Source organism: Methylobacterium sp. J-077 (assembly GCF_022829365.1).
Taxonomy (GTDB): domain Bacteria; phylum Pseudomonadota; class Alphaproteobacteria; order Rhizobiales; family Beijerinckiaceae; genus Methylobacterium.
Window position 1 is genome coordinate 110262 of sequence record NZ_JAKSYJ010000093.1, and the last position, 15023, is coordinate 125284.

Annotated in this window: 14 protein-coding genes; 3 read left to right on the plus strand and 11 right to left on the minus strand. The window is 68.6% G+C overall.

Features of this window, described 5'->3' with window-relative positions:
* Positions 1-101: 101 nt before the first annotated feature.
* Together MKL11_RS07210 and MKL11_RS07215 are read right to left on the minus strand one after the other, a co-directional pair.
* On the minus strand, positions 102-1538 hold the full coding sequence (locus MKL11_RS07210; protein WP_243941681.1) for a cytochrome P450: 1437 nt from the start codon (positions 1536-1538) through the stop codon (positions 102-104).
* An 85-nt stretch (positions 1539-1623) separates the two neighbouring features.
* Positions 1624-4272 (minus strand): ABC transporter transmembrane domain-containing protein, encoded by a 2649-nt coding sequence (locus MKL11_RS07215; protein WP_243941683.1) that lies wholly within the window; start codon positions 4270-4272, stop codon positions 1624-1626.
* 577 nt (positions 4273-4849) lie between these two features.
* Between MKL11_RS07215 and typA the strand changes: the two genes are divergently transcribed.
* Positions 4850-6676: a translational GTPase TypA gene (typA, locus tag MKL11_RS07220; protein ID WP_243941685.1), complete on the plus strand. Its 1827-nt coding sequence runs from the start codon at positions 4850-4852 to the stop codon at positions 6674-6676.
* Positions 6677-6794: 118 nt separating this feature from the next.
* Complete coding sequence (locus MKL11_RS07225) at positions 6795-7046, plus strand: RAG2 PHD domain containing protein (protein WP_409565823.1); 252 nt, start codon at positions 6795-6797, stop codon at positions 7044-7046.
* 30 nt (positions 7047-7076) lie between these two features.
* Here MKL11_RS07225 and MKL11_RS07230 read toward each other — a convergent pair whose 3' ends face one another.
* The 6 genes from MKL11_RS07230 to MKL11_RS07255 form a co-directional block, all read right to left on the minus strand.
* A complete protein-coding gene (locus tag MKL11_RS07230; protein WP_243941687.1) occupies positions 7077-7229 on the minus strand; it encodes a hypothetical protein in 153 nt (50 codons plus the stop codon).
* Positions 7226-7540 (minus strand): hypothetical protein, encoded by a 315-nt coding sequence (locus MKL11_RS07235; protein ID WP_243941689.1) that lies wholly within the window; start codon positions 7538-7540, stop codon positions 7226-7228. Before MKL11_RS07235 ends, MKL11_RS07230 begins: the two co-directional genes overlap by 4 nt.
* Positions 7540-7878, minus strand: coding sequence for a hypothetical protein (locus MKL11_RS07240; RefSeq protein WP_243941691.1), 339 nt, complete (start codon positions 7876-7878; stop codon positions 7540-7542). Before MKL11_RS07240 ends, MKL11_RS07235 begins: the two co-directional genes overlap by 1 nt.
* Positions 7879-7996: 118 nt before the next feature.
* Positions 7997-8494 (minus strand): hypothetical protein, encoded by a 498-nt coding sequence (locus tag MKL11_RS07245; RefSeq protein ID WP_243941692.1) that lies wholly within the window; start codon positions 8492-8494, stop codon positions 7997-7999.
* Between the two features lie 368 nt (positions 8495-8862).
* Positions 8863-9837 carry a cysteine synthase A gene (gene cysK / locus MKL11_RS07250; protein ID WP_243941695.1) on the minus strand — a complete coding sequence of 325 codons (975 nt, stop codon included), beginning with the start codon at positions 9835-9837 and terminating at the stop codon, positions 8863-8865.
* 498 nt (positions 9838-10335) lie between these two features.
* Positions 10336-10866, minus strand: coding sequence for a GcrA family cell cycle regulator (locus MKL11_RS07255; protein WP_243941697.1), 531 nt, complete (start codon positions 10864-10866; stop codon positions 10336-10338).
* Positions 10867-11307: 441 nt separating this feature from the next.
* On the opposite strand from MKL11_RS07255, the gene MKL11_RS07260 reads away from it, so the two are divergent.
* Complete coding sequence (locus MKL11_RS07260) at positions 11308-12495, plus strand: patatin-like phospholipase family protein (RefSeq protein ID WP_243941699.1); 1188 nt, start codon at positions 11308-11310, stop codon at positions 12493-12495.
* 55 nt (positions 12496-12550) lie between these two features.
* Here the strand turns inward: MKL11_RS07260 and MKL11_RS07265 are convergent, their stop codons facing one another.
* The 3 genes from MKL11_RS07265 to MKL11_RS07275 all read right to left on the minus strand — a co-directional run bounded on the left by MKL11_RS07265 (position 12551) and on the right by MKL11_RS07275 (position 14812).
* A complete protein-coding gene (locus MKL11_RS07265) occupies positions 12551-12679 on the minus strand; it encodes a hypothetical protein (protein ID WP_007561257.1) in 129 nt (42 codons plus the stop codon).
* An 83-nt stretch (positions 12680-12762) separates the two neighbouring features.
* Positions 12763-14175 (minus strand): pyruvate kinase, encoded by a 1413-nt coding sequence (gene pyk / locus MKL11_RS07270; RefSeq protein ID WP_243941855.1) that lies wholly within the window; start codon positions 14173-14175, stop codon positions 12763-12765.
* 139 nt (positions 14176-14314) lie between these two features.
* The gene (locus tag MKL11_RS07275; RefSeq protein WP_409565824.1) at positions 14315-14812 is read right to left on the minus strand and encodes an SRPBCC family protein; all 498 of its coding nucleotides are present in this window, start codon (positions 14810-14812) and stop codon (positions 14315-14317) included.
* Positions 14813-15023 lie beyond the last annotated feature (211 nt).

Sequence of the window (15023 nt, forward strand, 5' to 3'; positions counted from 1 at the left end):
CGACACGAACCTGCGCGAGCCGCGCCCGTTGAGCCGGGCGCGGCTTTTTTGACCTCCACCGCCATAAAGCCAGATCGCTCGCGTTCGGGCGAGAACGGGGATCAGGGGCCGACCGGATCCCGCGGGATCAGCCGGAACTTGGCGAAGCGCTGCGGCTGGGTGGTGACCACCGCGTGCGGCAGGATCGGCGCCCGGTCCTCCAGCACCAGTTGGAACCGCCCCAGCAGCCGCGCCAGCGACAGCACCGACTCGATCAGCGCGAACTGAGCGCCGATGCAGACCCGTGGGCCCGCGCCGAACGGCAGGTAGGAGAAGCGCGCCGGCGGCTTCGCCCCGGGCAGGAAGCGGCTTGGATCGAAGGCTTCCGGGTCGGACCAGAGCGCCCGGTGCCGGTGGAGCACCCAGGGGCTCACCATCACGATATCGCCCTTCTTCACCGGATGGCCCGCGATCGTATCTGGGCCGAGCGCCCGGCGGACGATCACGAAGGCCGCCGGGTAGAGGCGCAAAGTCTCGTCCACCGTCGCCCGAATCAGCGGCAACCGACCGTCGCCCTGGCAACCGGTCGGGTTGATGAGGTCGGCCGCCCGCGCCTCGGCGGCCAGGCGCTCCTGCAGTTCGGGGGCGAGCGCCAGCATGTAGGCGGCCCAGAACAGCGTGCCGGCCGTGGTCTCGTGTCCCGCCAGGATCATGGTGGCGACCTGGTCGCGCAGTTCGGCGGCACTGAACGGGGCGCCGGTATCCGGATTGCGGGCCGTGGCGAGCAGGTCTAGCAGATCGCCGGAATGGGCCGCCTCCCGCGTCGCGGCCTGACGCGCCGCGATGATCCGGTCGAGGAACGGGATCCAGCGCCGCCGGAATCGAGCCCGAGACCAGTCGAGCGGCACCGGCCAGCCCGGCGGGATCACGATGTCGGAGAGATGGGGGCGGCCGATCTTGACGCTGTACTCGGCGATGAACGCGCGCAGCTCCTCGCCATACTGATCCATCCCGACCGAGAACATGCTGCGCCCGGCGATCTCGAGCGCCAGGCGGTGGAACGCCGTGAACAGGTCGATCGGCCCCTCGGACGCCTCGGCGACGATCCGTGCCATCCCGTCATCGACGGCGGCAGCGATGTGGGGCACCAGCCCGTCGATCGCCCGGGGCGTGAAGGCTGGCGCCAGGGTCCGGCGCTGGTGGCGCCAGGCCGAGCCTTCGCTGATCAGCAGGCCGTCGCCCAGGATCGGGCGCAGGATCCGCACCGTGCCTGTGGTGCGGGCGTAGTTGGCCTGATTCTCAACCAGAAAATGGCGGATCGCCTCCGGCTCGTTCAGGACGTAGCTCGACCGCCCGAGCAGGCTGCGGCGGGTGATCGGCTCCTCGAAGGCGCGCTTGGGAAACCCGGCCAGTCCATTGTCGCGGATCGAGCGCAGATAGGCCGACAGCGGCAGCTCGCGCGCCGCCGGGACCGGGTGCGGCGGCACCAGGCGCGGTAGGCCGGCGAGGCTCGGACACGTCCGGTCCAGGCTCGCGATCGCATCCGTTGATACAGGCATGTGGGGCGATCCTGTGCCGGAGACGGGCCGCAGTGTAAACCGCCGCGCGGTCCGGGTCGTGCGTCGCGGCACCGGGCCGTCCGGATCACTCGGCGGCGTTGCGCAGGCGAGCTTCGACTTGGCGGAGCGACAGCCGCGTGGGGAAGCGTGCGGCCTCGGCCTCGCTGGACACGCTCGCCACCAGACTGCCGCGGGGCAGGAAAGCCGCCGTCACCTCGAGCAACGTCTCCGCGCCGCGCTCCAGCTGCTCGCTGACCCGGTCGACCACCAGGATCTCCGGATCGCGCAGCAGGGCGCGGGCCAAGCCGATCCGGACGCGCACGCGGTCGGTGAGGAGCTGGCCGCGATTGCCAACCTGCTTGTCGAGGCCGCGCCGCTGGATCGGGCGCTCCAGGTCGAACTGGCGGAACACCGCCCGGGCCTCGCGCTGGATGATCTGCTCGCCGTGCATCCGCGCCGTGTCGATGCGGCCGAACAGCAGGTTGTCGAGCACGGTGCTGCGTGGATTGATGCGGTTTGGATCGTAGGATTCGATATCGCAGCCGTCGTGGCCGTGCATGAATGCCTGCACCACGCCCCGCGCGCCCACGATCCGGAGCTTGCGCGGCTGGTCGAGCAGGCCGAAGCGCATCCGCGGCTCGACATAGGCGAGCGCGAGCGCCAGGAACGCCACGCTGTCCGCCTCGTTCAGGCGCCCTTCCGCGGGCAGGCGGGCGAGCCGGCTCAGATACTCGGGCAGGGCATCCGGGGTGATCAGCGAGAAGCGCCGGAACAGCGGGTGGCCCGGCGGCACGTCGGCGAAGATGTCCTTGAGGTTCTGGGCGATCGCCACGCCCATCCGGTCGAGTTCGTCCAAAAGCTTCGCCCGCTCCAGCGCTTCGCGGAACAGCCGCACGCCCGCCAGCCGTCGCGGATCCGTCAGGGCTGGGTCGCGCGGCACCCCGAACATCAGGTTCTCGGCCACTGTCGCCTGCGCGTTGTAGCTGCCGCGCGAGAACGGGATCACGAGGTCGGCGAGCCCGCTCCGGGCGAAGTGCTCGCGCAGATGCTCCCGGGCGGCGATCATGCGCTGGCCCGCCGGCGTGTCATGGACCACCGTGCTGAGGGCGCCGAGGCCGAACCGGTACAGGTCGTCGCCGAGATCGAGCTGGAAGAGCAGGTCGAGCAGGCGTTCGTCGAATTCCCGAGCGTCGCGGACGCCGAACTTGGCGTAGTCGATCCACGGATCGTCGATGCTGTCGGCGGGATTGCCGGTCTTCACCGCCTCGTTGATCCGCGCCTTGCTCAGGTCGAGGCTCGTCGTGCGCAGGGGTTTGACCCGCAGCCCGTACAGCAGGTTGTCGCGCACCGTCCCGGGGAACAGGACCGGTTCGAGATCCGCGAAGGCGATGCGGCGGGCCCGGATCGACCGCGGCAAGGTCGACAAATCGTGGTCGCCGATCCGGATCGAGCCGCTGGTCGGAACCCGCAGGCCCGCGAGCGCCCGTGCGAATTCCTGCGCGATCGGGCCGGGCTGGACTAAGCCGAACTGGCCCGGCAGCGCGGCCTGGACATCGCCGATCTCGATCGGCAGCCCGCCCTGCGGGTCGCGCAGCGCCAAGGCTTCGACCCGCAGCGGGCTGCCGAGCAGCGGCAGTGCGCCCTGTTTCTCCCGTTCCGCGGGCTGGAGACGCTGCGGCCCGAAATGGGCCGCCACGGTCTCGTACTTCACCTCAACGTCGAGGCGCTGCTGGTCCCAGTCAATGAGCTCCTTCAGGGGCGGCGGCAGGTCGCGATAGGCGGCGAGCACCGCCACGAGCTGACCGATATCGAGCTCGCCCTTGAGGGCGAACACGCCGCCAATGGCGTAGAACAGGAACGGCGTGATCTGCGCGAGCAGGTTATTGAGGTATTTGACCGCGAATTTCCGCCGGTAAATGCGCAGGCGCAGGTCGTACAGGCTGTAGAGCCGGCCGCCGATCTCGGCCCGCTCCCAGCGGCCGGTATCGTTGAGCGTCACCGCCGGCAGGCCGTCGAGCACCTCGGCGACCCGGCCGGCGAGGTTGCGCGACGCGATCTGGCGCTGGCGGCTGAGCAGAATGATCTGCCGCCGCAGCCGCGGGATTACGGTCATCTGCACCGCCACCATCCCGCCGGCAGCGAGGCCGAGCCAGATGTTCTGCATCATGATGAAGGCGAGCGCGGTGGCCGCCTGGGTGCCGAGGAAAACCGGCACCACGATCGCGTCGCCGATGAACGAGCCGATCGGCTCGACCTCGTCGCGGATAATCGTCGCCGTCTCGGAGGATTTCACCTCGCGCTGCGCCTCAGGGGTGAAGCGCAGCATCAGCGAGAACAGCTGGAAGCGCAGGCGCCGGAGCATGCGCTCGCCGAGGATGCCCTTCTGCAGATTGATGTAGAACTTGAACGCGCCGTTGATGAGCACGAGCATCAGGAACAGGGTCGAGAGCCCAAGAAGCAGCTCGAACCGGTCGAACTGGAACCCCTCGAACAGCCGGGTCGTCCCGCCGCCGAGCAGGTCCGGCCAATCAACCGTGATCTCCAGAAAAGGCGCCGTCGCCTCGCCGTGCGCGAAGGCCTTGCCGGTTATGGCATCGTTGACGATGCGCTTGGGCAGGTCCAGCGAGGCGAAGTAGAACGGCAACGACGCCAGGACGACCGCGCAGATCTTGAGCTGTTCGGCCTTGGAGTAGCGCCAGATGTAGGAAAAGAGCCGCGGCTCAAGCTCGCGCATCGGGAACGTCCGGCAAAGGTCTCTCCTGGCGAAAATGGTGCCGGCTCGGTGTGCGCCTCCGCACGGATCTGAGCGAAAACGCCACCGAACGATGCGGTTCGCTTCAACAGGCTTGGCGGCAGGCGGAGCCAACCATCCAGCCGCGTCGACGCGGACCCGGTGCTAGCGGGCAGTGTCATCGCGTCGTCATATAGGGCATGCGGGCCCGGCGGCAGCATCCCCCGTTGCGGACGCGGTTGCTGCACAGTCCCCGCGGACCCGGAAGTTTTGACTTCGGCTTGGGGCGACGAATCGCCACCATCGGCATGGCCGGTCGGCTTACGGTACACGAGCAGCCCCGGCTACGATGGGGCGCGGGCGCTGGGGAGCAGGTTCTTCCCCGCCGCAGAATGTCCGCTACCACGTGTGGTTTAGTGGGGTACGCGAGGCCCGCGCTCCATCGGCATGCGTGCGCCGGCCTTGCCGCGGGGCCCGCGGGCTTATATTGCGACGCAACCACCTCGACCGTACCTCACCCGGCGCGGACGGCCGCGCCGCGCGGCCGCCAGGGAGCCGGCACAACCCGTTTCGGGCCGCCATGAATCTACGCAACATCGCCATCATTGCCCACGTCGACCACGGCAAGACGACGCTCGTCGACAAGCTGCTGGCCCAGTCCGGCACCTTCCGCGAGAATCAGCGGGTCGAGGAGCGGGCGATGGACTCCAACGACTTGGAGAAGGAGCGTGGCATCACGATCCTGGCCAAGGCGACCTCGGTCGTCTGGGACGACACCCGGGTCAACATCGTCGACACCCCCGGCCACGCCGATTTCGGCGGCGAGGTCGAGCGCATCCTGTCGATGGTCGACGGCGTGATCGTGCTGGTGGACGCCGCCGAGGGGCCGATGCCCCAGACCAAGTTCGTGGTTGGCAAGGCGCTCAAGATTGGCCTGCGCCCGATCGTGGCGATCAACAAGGTCGACCGTCCGGACGCGCGCATCACCGAGGTCGTGAACGAGGTGTTCGACCTGTTCGCGGCGCTCGACGCCACCGACGACCAGCTCGACTTCCCGATCCTGTACGGCTCCGGCCGCAACGGCTGGATGGCCGACAGCCCCGAGGCCGACCCGTCGGTCGGCCTGAAGCCGCTGTTCGAACTCGTGCTCAAGCACGTGCCGCCGGCGCGTGTCGAGGAGGGCCCGTTCCGGATGCTCGGCACGCTGCTCGAGGCCAACCCGTTCCTCGGCCGGATCATCACCGGCCGCATCGCGTCGGGCACCGTCAAGCCGAACCAGCAGATCAAGGTGCTGTCGCGGGACGGCAAGGTGGTCGAGACCGGTCGCGTCTCGAAGATCCTCGCCTTCCGGGGCCTGGAGCGCGCGCCGATCGATATCGGCGAGGCGGGCGACATCGTCTCCATCGCGGGCCTGATCAAGGGCACCGTGGCCGACACGTTCTGCGACCCGCAGGTGGATACGCCGATCCAGGCGCAGCCGATCGATCCGCCGACCGTGACCATGTCGTTCATCGTCAACGACTCGCCGCTCGCCGGCACCGAGGGCGATAAAGTCACCAGCCGGATGATCCGCGACCGCCTGTTCAAGGAGGGTGAAGGCAACGTCACGCTGAAGATCGAGGAAGCCGCCGACAAGGACTCGTTCTATGTGTCCGGTCGCGGTGAATTGCAGCTCGCCATCCTGATCGAGACCATGCGCCGGGAGGGCTTCGAGATCGCGGTCTCGCGTCCTCGGGTCGTCTACGAGAAAGACGAGAATGGCGAACTCCTGGAGCCGATCGAAGAGGTCGTGATCGACGTCGACGAGGAGCATTCGGGCGTCGTCGTCCAGAAGATGTCCGAGCGCAAAGCCGAGATGCTGGAGATGCGGCCTTCGGGCGGTGATCGCCTGCGCCTCGTGTTCCACGCCCCGACCCGCGGCCTGATCGGCTACCAGGGCGAATTGCTCACCGATACCCGCGGCACGGCGATCATGAACCGCCTGTTCAAGGCCTACGAGCCGTTCAAAGGTGAGATCGCCGGCCGCCGCAACGGCGTGCTGATCTCCAACGACAAGGGCGAGGCGGTCGCTTACGCCATGTGGAACCTCGAAGACCGCGGCCCGATGATGATCGAGCCGGGCTGGAAGGTCTATCAGGGCATGATCATCGGCGAGCACAACCGCGAGAACGATCTCGAGGTGAACGTGCTCAAGGGCAAGAAGCTCACCAACATCCGCACCACCTCGAAGGACGAGGCCGTGCGCCTGACGCCGCCGATCCGGATGACCCTGGAGCGCTCGCTGGCCTGGATCCAGGACGACGAGCTTGTCGAGGTGACGCCGAAGTCGATTCGCTTGCGCAAGACCGTGCTCGACCCGAACGACCGCAAGCGCGTCGAGCGTTCGTCGAAGGACACCGCCGCTTGAGCTGAATAACGGGCAACCGGGCACTCAGGCCCGGTTGCCGTTGGGGACCTTACACCGATCCCCGGTTGACCCATCGGGCCGTCCTGCCGAGCTTCCCGGCTCGGCAGCGAGGTCCCGGATGGGCCGCGTGAACCCCGTGATCCCAATGCCCGTGCCGTCGAATGCCAGTCTGCCGGTCCGCCCGGCAGCTCTCCCCTATCGCGTCGGCCAGGATTGCGAAGGCCATTGGGTCGCCCTCGAGTTCGGCGGCCGGGCAGGGGGCCTGTTCCGCACCCGGCAGGATGCGATCCGCTACGCCTGCGTCGAGACCGGCTGCCGCCCGGATGAGGTCGCGCTGGCCGTCGAGCCGATCCGGTTCCGGCTTTCCTGAACCGATCACGCCGGGCGATCTGAAAGACCCTCAGCTGCCGCCGGGATCGGTCTCGTCGTTCTGGGTCTTATCGCCCTTTGGACCCATCCCGGGCTTGCCGTCGGTCTTCTCGTTCGGGTCCTTCACCGCGTCAGGCGCGACGTTGGCCGGCTTCTCCAGCTTCGGATCTTCGCGCTCGCTCACGCTTCGTCCTCCCGCTCGACGCGATCGTGCCCGTCGGCCACCTTCTGGTCGGCGGACGGGCCGCGCGATGCTTTCTGGTCAGAATGACCGCCGGACGAGCCGCCGACGGCGGGCGGCGAGCGCCCGGCCTCGCCGGACGCGCCCCAGCCCTCTTTGGGCTCAGTCTTGGCCGCACCGCCCGGACCCATATCGGTGATCGCCGCCTGTTCGGGGGTCTGGTGACCGCCGCCCGCTGGGTGATCCCCCTGTGAGCCGACCGTGTCGTCGGGCTTGCGGGTGACGGTTCTGGAGCCGCTGGTGAGCCTGCCCATCAGCGTTTCCCGTCGTCCTGACCGACCGCAGCGGTCGCCCGGTCGATCGCCTCGCCCAGGCTCGAGCCCTTGTCCGAAGCTTGGCCGAACTCGCCCTGCAGCTTTCTCAGGTTCTCGGGCGGCGTCTCCGCCTCGGTGGCGTCGGTGGCGTCCGAGCCCGGGGTGCCGGAGGCGATTCGCGCCGCCTGGGCGTCACCCGCCGGATCCCGCTTCAGGTCGGCCTGCGTGTTGGCCGCCAGTCCCACGTCGAGGGGCGAATCCTGGCCGAGATCTTGGCCGTTGCGGTCGGCGTTGGCGTTGAAGTCCTTCAGCGAAGGCCGTGTCGTCTGCTCTGCCATGGCTCTTGCCTCTCTCGCGTTGCGCTGTGGCGGGACAACGGAGGCGGGAGACCAGGGTTGCGTCGGAGCCGCTGCTCCCTCGGAGCCGTGCGGTCCGCGCGCTGCGGGTACGTCAGATTCAGGGGCCGACGATCTTGGGGACGATGGTCTGCGTCAGTGCCCGGACAGAATCCTCGGCATGCCCAGGGCTGTCGGCCCTGGCCCGGATCGTCAGAAGGTCGCCGCCGCGCAGGATCACGGCGGTCGAGCCGCCCCCGTTCTCCAGAGCATAGACGGTGATCCAGCCGATCGCCGGGCTGACGGGCAGGGCCGAGAGGCGGCAATCGGGGTTCTGCTTGATGCAGAGCGATTCGAGCTTCCCGAGGGAAGTTTCCCCGGAGCGCACGCGCTTCTCGGTCCCGTCGTTCGAGCCTCCGATCTGCACGTCGATTGCCGGTGAACCCGTGCAGGGCGCACAGGTGAGGGCCAGGTTCAGCGGTGTCGCCTGAACCGTGGCTTTGCCGCCGATTGTGACCTTGATCGGGTCGATGAAGGCGGTGAGGTCGTGGCTGGCAAAACCCCGTGCCTGCGCAGCCTGGGCGCTGAGGCAGCTGAAGAGAACGAGCAGGCAGCGCATGCGGGTAGGTCCGTCCGATCGTCGGGCCGCCAGCGGCGACCCGGAATTCAGATGACCTATGCCCGATGGTTTTCCAAGATTTGCGTCAGAACGGCTTCTTGCGTGCAGTGCAGATCACAAATGATGCTGGAGAATATTGACTATAAGATCGAGAAAAATCGTACTGTTCGCAAAGCAAGGCATCGATATGTCGATGATAAACCGCTTGGATCAGTCGATCGATTGATAAATCCTGTGCCAAATATCTTCAGCGGGCCGACGATTTCATCCGGGAGCGCGCACCGAGCATGGCCCCGCGATACCGAAAGCCGCGCCGGCTCCAGCGGAACCGGCGCGCCTTGAGGCTTCATCGTCGGTGCGAGGCCGCGCTAGCCGATTCCGTCGAACAGGGCCGACGAGATGTAGCGCTCGGCAAACGAGCAGGCGATCGTGACGATCCGCTTGCCCTGGAACTCCGGCCGCTTGGCCAGTTCCAAAGCCGCGGCGACGTTGCCGCCGGTGGAGATGCCGCCCGGGATGCCCTCGAGCCGGGCGAGCGCCCGCGCGGTCTCGAAGGCGGTATCGTTGGAGACCTTGAGCACGCCGTCCAGGATATCGATGTGCAGGTTCTCCGGGATGAAACCCGCGCCGATGCCCTGGATCTTGTGCGGGCCGGGCTGGCCGCCGGAGATCACGGGCGACTCCACCGGTTCGACCGCAAAGACCTTGAGGTTCGGCAAGCGCGGCTTCAGCACCTCGCCGACGCCGGTCACGGTGCCTCCGGTGCCGACGCCGGCCACGAAGGCATCAAGCTGGCCGCCGGTGTCGCTCCAGATCTCTTCCGCCGTGGTCTTGCGGTGGATCTCGGGATTGGCCGGGTTCGAGAATTGCTGCGGCATCACCGAGCCCGGGATCTCCTTCAGCAGGTCCTCGGCCTTGGCGATGGCGCCCTTCATGCCCTGCGCGCCGGGGGTGAGCGCCAGCTCGGCGCCCAGGAAGGCCAGCATCTTGCGCCGCTCAATGGACATCGTCTCCGGCATCACCAGGATCAGACGGTAGCCCCGCGCCGCGGCCACGAAGGCCAGCGCGATCCCGGTATTGCCGGAGGTCGGCTCGACCAGCGTGCCGCCGGGCTGCAGCTTGCCCGAGGCCTCCAGGGCGTCGATCATGTTGACGCCGATCCGGTCCTTCACGCTGGCGATCGGGTTGAAGAACTCGAGCTTCAGCAGGATCTCGGCATCGACGCCGTGCTCCTTGGGCAGGCGGTTGAGGCGCACCAGCGGGGTGTTGCCGATGGTCTCGGTGATCGAGCCGTAGACACGGCCGTGGCCGACCTTCGCCGGCGCGTTGAGGGAAGCGGCCATCGCGGAACTCCTGCTGGTCTCATGTCGAACGGATGTCGGGTCCGGGCGGACCGTGCCAAGGGGGGCCTCGGCCGGGCGGCGGACAGGAGGCTGCGATATCGCGTCGCCGGACTGGGGGCAATCAGGCTAAGTGTCCTGTACGAAAGTTCTTTTTGCCCGTTTCACGGATGACGCGTGAATATGGAACACCGTCGCTGACGCACGGCCATTCTGTGGAATATCGTTCTCTTAAAACGATGAGGGTCTGCCGCCGGCGGCGGGGATCCCTGAAACGCGATGGTGCCGGGGCGACACGGCGCGCGGTGCCCCCGGCCGCGCCGGGGTGGTCCCGTCTGGCCAAGTTTTGCGGCGATGGCGCAGGCACCGGACGACGCACGGTTCTTCGGGCCGCCGGACGCCGATATCGCGCGCCTGTTCGTGCCGGAGTCGCAGTTCAGCCTCGGCACCCTGCGCGATCGCGGCGAGACCGGTGTTCCGGCCTGCCGAGACGGCCGAACGTTACCGGAACGAGGCGACGCGCCGGTCGCGCTTGCGCTCCGCGGCCGGCTGGTAGGCGATCTCGGCGTGGTGGGTGCAGTAGGGCAGCCCGGTGATCGAGCGGCCGCCGCAGAACCGGAATTCCGGCGTGGTCGGATCGCCCAGCGGCCAGCGGCACATGGATTCCCGCAGGTCCATGATCGTGACCCGCTGCGATACCGACAGCGCCACGGGCTCCGGGGCCGCCGGGGCGGGAGTCGGGAAGACCGGTGCAGGACGATGCGAGAGGATCGCCACCGGTTCGGGCGCCTGGGTCTCGACCACCGCGATGGCGGTCTCGATCTCCACGGCCTTCACCGCTTGCGCGATCACGGGAGCCTCCTCGCCACCCCGGGCGCGGCCGCCCAGGCCGAGACGATGCACCTTGCCGATCACCGCGTTGCGGGTGACGCCGCCGAGCTGCGCTGCGATCTTGCTCGCGCTCTGCCCGTCTTCCCACAGCCGGCGCAAGAGCGCCACGCGATCATCCGTCCAGCTCAGGCCCGCTTCCATAGTCCCCCTCCGCCCCCTGCGGCCCGCGCGCCGTGTCCGTATCGGGGTGCGTTCCGGGTCGCTCGAGACCCGCCCGGCCGTACCGCCGGTGCGGACAGCACCCTTGAGCGTCACCCATGCGCGTCGGATGCCGCACCGCGTGCGACACCCTGTCTCGTCAGGCCACGGCCGGACCCTAGCGCGGCGTTCGCGACGCTTGCAAGGGCGGCGCGAAGACGGAGACCGGCCCTGTCCACCGGCAATGGGCCGTTCCCCTGGGAAGGTGGTTACCGGGTGCCCGCGCACGCACCCATCCCGGCGCGGCGTGGCGCCGGCGTCACAGCCCGGCGCAATCACACCACAATCACGTCGAATGCTCAGCTTGGCCGGAACGGGGTCACGGCCGAGTCGCTTCCCTGTGGCATTAAAGGGCAAGCGTTGCTGTTATCCGAGGTGAGGACGATGGGTTACCGTCACGGGGGGCTGCGCGCGCTGGTCGCGCTCGGGCTGGCCGGTCAGGTTGCGGCCTGCGGCAGCGTCCCGCGCACCGCCTACACGGCCGAGCAGGCGGCGTTCGCCAGCGTACCCGGTATCCCCGGGGCGCGGGTCTACGCCGACGCCTCGGTCGACACGATCGCGGAACTCGCCGGCAATCCGCAGCGCCGCGCCGCCGGGTTCAACTATCTCGCGCTGTCGGGCGGCGGTGGCGACGGCGCCTACGGGGCCGGCGTGCTCAATGGCTGGACGGCCTCCGGAACCCGCCCGGAATTCAGCTTGGTCTCGGGCGTGTCGACCGGCGCGCTGATCGCACCCTTCGCGTTCCTGGGCCCGGCCTACGATCCGTATCTCACCGAGTTCTACACCAGCGGCGTCGCGGGCGAACTGGTGACCTCGCCCAACATCGCCAACGTCCTGTTCGGCTCCGGCCTGTTCGGGGACGGGCGCCTGCGCAACCTGATCGGCCGCTACGTCACCCCGGAGCTGCTCACCGCCATCGCGGAGGAGCATGCCAAGGGCCGTCGCCTCATGGTTGTGACGACCAATCTCGATTCCCAGCGCGCGGTGATCTGGAACATGGGCGTCATCGCGTCGAGCGGCGCGCCGAACGCCCTGGAGCTGTTCCGTGACGTGCTCGCTGCCTCCGCCAGCATCCCGGCAGTGTTCCCGCCGCAAATGATCGACGTGACTGCCGGCGACTCCCGCTTCCAGGAGATGCATGTCGACGGCTCGGTGGTCACGCCTGTCTTCACTCTCCCGCAGACGCTCCTGCTGCGCGACGGAAAGATCCGCACCGGCGGCAAGGCCAACATCTACGTGGTGATCAACGGCCGTCTGGAGCCGGATTTCGAGGTGACGAAGGACAACACCCTGTCGATCGTCGAGCGCTCGTTCACGACGGCCAGCCGCGCCCGCTCGCGCGCCACCCTGACGGCGACCTACGCATTGGCGCGCGGCAACGGCATGGGCTTCAACCTGACCTATATCGACGAGAACGGGCCGAAGGCGTCCGCCGCCAAGGGCTTCGACACCGGATACATGCGGGCGCTCTACCAGGAGGGGCTGGAGAAGGGCCGGACCGGCACCTTCTGGCAGCACACGGTCCCGGCCGCGCCGACGCTCAAGCAGACCGCGGCCGCGGTGGCGAACTGACTTTTCCCGGACTTCCGCGCCGCGCACCTGGGACGGTGCGCGGCGATCGGGCCGGTTACTTGCCCAGGATCTTGGTGACCAGACGGCCAATCGGCGTCGCGGTGCTGGCGTTGCGGTCGTCGCGGTCGATGGGGCGGTTCTCGTTGCCGAGAAGCTTGGTGACGATGCGTCCGATCAGGCTCATGACTCTCTCCGCGCGTTCGCGCCAAAACGGCGCAGCTTGCCCATTAACGGGCGACGCGCGGGCGGCGTTCCCCCCGCGCCGCGTCAGACCTGCATCAGCCGGATGTTGTTGGTGTTCCCCATGGTGTGGAACGGGATGCCGGCGGTGACGACGATGATGTCGTTCGGCCGGGCAAAGCCCTCGTCCTGCGCGTGCTGGCAGGCCTTGGCGGTCATCTCCTCGTAGGAATCGACATCATCCGTGTGGACGCTGTGCGCGCCCCAGAGCAGGCACAAGCGCCGCGAGGTTGCGAGGCTCGGGGTCAGCGCCAGGATCGACGCGGCGGGGCGCTTGCGGGCAACCCGGGCCGCCGTCGTCCCGCTCGTCGTGTAGGTGACGATCGCGGCGGCGTGCACGGCCTCGGCCAGATCGGCGGTGGCGGTGGCGACCGCGTGAGGCGGCGTCTCCTCCTCGCCAGGCTCGGAGGCCGCCACGATCGAGTGGTAGAGCTTGTGGCCCTCCACGCTGCGGATGATCCGGTCCATCATCGAGACGGCCTCGACCGGATATGCCCCGGTGGCCGATTCCGCAGAGAGCATCACGGCATCGGCGCCGTCGTAGATGGCGGTGGCGACATCGGACGCCTCCGCACGGGTCGGCGCGGGCGCGTTGACCATCGAGTCGAGCATCTGGGTCGCCACGATCACCGGCTTCACCGCGAGCCGGCAGGCGCGGATCAGCTCCTTCTGCCGCCCGGGGACGTCCTCGTGCGGGATCTCGACGCCGAGATCGCCGCGGGCGACCATCACGGCGTCGGAGAGCCGGATAATGTCGTCGATCCGCTCGAGGGCCTGCGGCTTCTCGATCTTCGACATGATGCCGGCCCGGTCACCGATGATCCCGCGGGCCTCGATCAGGTCCGACGGCTTCTGGACGAAGGACAGGGCGACCCAGTCGACGCCGAGTTCCAGCCCGAAGGCGAGGTCGGCCCGGTCCTTCGCGGTGAGCGGCGACAGGTCGAGCAGCGTGCCCGGCAGGTTGACGCCCTTGCGGTTCGAGATCGGGCCGCCGGTCACCACTTCGGCGGTGATCGAATCCCGCTCCGGCCCCACGACCCGCACCCGCACTCGCCCGTCGTCGATCAGGAGGTCCTGGCCTGGCACCACCGCGGCGAAGATCTCCGGGTGGTGCAGCGGGATCGCCTGCTTGTCGCCCTCGGACCCGTCGAGCACGAAGCGAATGGTCTCGCCGGTCACGAGATCCTGGCGTCCGCCCTGCAGCGTGCCGATGCGGATCTTCGGGCCCTGCAGATCCTGCAGGATGCCGATCGGCCGGCCGACTTCCTGTTCCAGGGCGCGGATCGCCGCGTGGACCTTGGCGTGATCCTCCTGCACGCCATGGCTGAAATTGAGCCGGAAGGTGTCGACCCCGGCGAGGAACAGGGCGTGCAGCCGGTCGGGCGCGGAACTCGCGGGACCGACGGTGGCGACGATCTTGGCGTGGCGGTGACGGCGCATGCGGGTCTCTGCCATGAGGGCGGCCTCCGGAAATCGGCCGGCCGATCGGGCCCGCCGACGGCACCCACATTGGTAACGATGCGCGCCGAGGCGAGCTTTTTTTGCGAGGCGCGCGCGATTCGCCGATCCGGCCCGCCGCCTACTTGGCCGTTTCCCTGGCGATGCCGGCGAGACCCGCGTCGTAGACGCCGGTGATGTCCGCCAGCGCCTCGGCGTCGCTCATGCCCTCGGCGTCGAAGGTCGCGGTCCAGACCACCGTGGAGCCCGCGCCGTTCGGGCGGACCGCCAGCGTCGCGTTGTAGGCGCGCACCGGCAGCGGCCCCTGGATAAAGCTGTAGCTGTAGCTCATGCCCGCCTCGTCGCGGGCGGTCTCGACCTCGACGATGGTGCCGAGGCCGCCCTTCGCCACGACTCCCCGGACCTGCGCCCGGATGCCGTCGTCGTCGTCTTCGCGCGACAGGATGCAGCGTTCGACCTGCGGGTGCCACAGCCCGATGGCGCAGAAATCGCCGATCAGCGCCCAGACCGCCGTGGGCGGCGCCGGGATGTCGCGGCTGCGGGTCACTTCGAGGGCGCAAGCCGGACCGGCGGCCAGCAAGAGTGCGGCGCCGATCGCCGCGTGGGCGGGTCGCTTCACGATGGGGCCTCCGCGGGATGTCGCTGGATGCAAGTAGGGCGCGTCCCGGGCAAAACCCATCCGTGTCTCAAGGCCGCCTATGCCTGGAAACCGTCGGTCATGACCGGTAAAAGCCGCGTTGATCGGGCGAATTGCTCGACCGGATTCGGCATTGCGAGCGCAGCGAAGCGACCCGGTGCCGCGCGCTTCGACCGGAAAACGCATGATTGGC

What these genes read in the sequence shown, in the direction of transcription:
- MKL11_RS07210 (WP_243941681.1), bottom strand. Translation starts at nt 1,538, where the DNA reads ATGCCTGTATCAACGGATGCGATCGCGAGCCTGGACCGGACGTGTCCG.
- MKL11_RS07215 (WP_243941683.1), bottom strand. Translation starts at nt 4,272, where the DNA reads ATGCGCGAGCTTGAGCCGCGGCTCTTTTCCTACATCTGGCGCTACTCC.
- typA (WP_243941685.1), top strand. Translation starts at nt 4,850, where the DNA reads ATGAATCTACGCAACATCGCCATCATTGCCCACGTCGACCACGGCAAG.
- MKL11_RS07225 (WP_409565823.1), top strand. Translation starts at nt 6,795, where the DNA reads ATGGGCCGCGTGAACCCCGTGATCCCAATGCCCGTGCCGTCGAATGCC.
- MKL11_RS07235 (WP_243941689.1), bottom strand. Translation starts at nt 7,540, where the DNA reads ATGGGCAGGCTCACCAGCGGCTCCAGAACCGTCACCCGCAAGCCCGAC.
- MKL11_RS07240 (WP_243941691.1), bottom strand. Translation starts at nt 7,878, where the DNA reads ATGGCAGAGCAGACGACACGGCCTTCGCTGAAGGACTTCAACGCCAAC.
- MKL11_RS07245 (WP_243941692.1), bottom strand. Translation starts at nt 8,494, where the DNA reads ATGCGCTGCCTGCTCGTTCTCTTCAGCTGCCTCAGCGCCCAGGCTGCG.
- cysK (WP_243941695.1), bottom strand. Translation starts at nt 9,837, where the DNA reads ATGGCCGCTTCCCTCAACGCGCCGGCGAAGGTCGGCCACGGCCGTGTC.
- MKL11_RS07255 (WP_243941697.1), bottom strand. Translation starts at nt 10,866, where the DNA reads ATGGAAGCGGGCCTGAGCTGGACGGATGATCGCGTGGCGCTCTTGCGC.
- MKL11_RS07260 (WP_243941699.1), top strand. Translation starts at nt 11,308, where the DNA reads ATGGGTTACCGTCACGGGGGGCTGCGCGCGCTGGTCGCGCTCGGGCTG.
- MKL11_RS07265 (WP_007561257.1), bottom strand. Translation starts at nt 12,679, where the DNA reads ATGAGCCTGATCGGACGCATCGTCACCAAGCTTCTCGGCAACGAGAAC.
- pyk (WP_243941855.1), bottom strand. Translation starts at nt 14,175, where the DNA reads ATGCGCCGTCACCGCCACGCCAAGATCGTCGCCACCGTCGGTCCCGCG.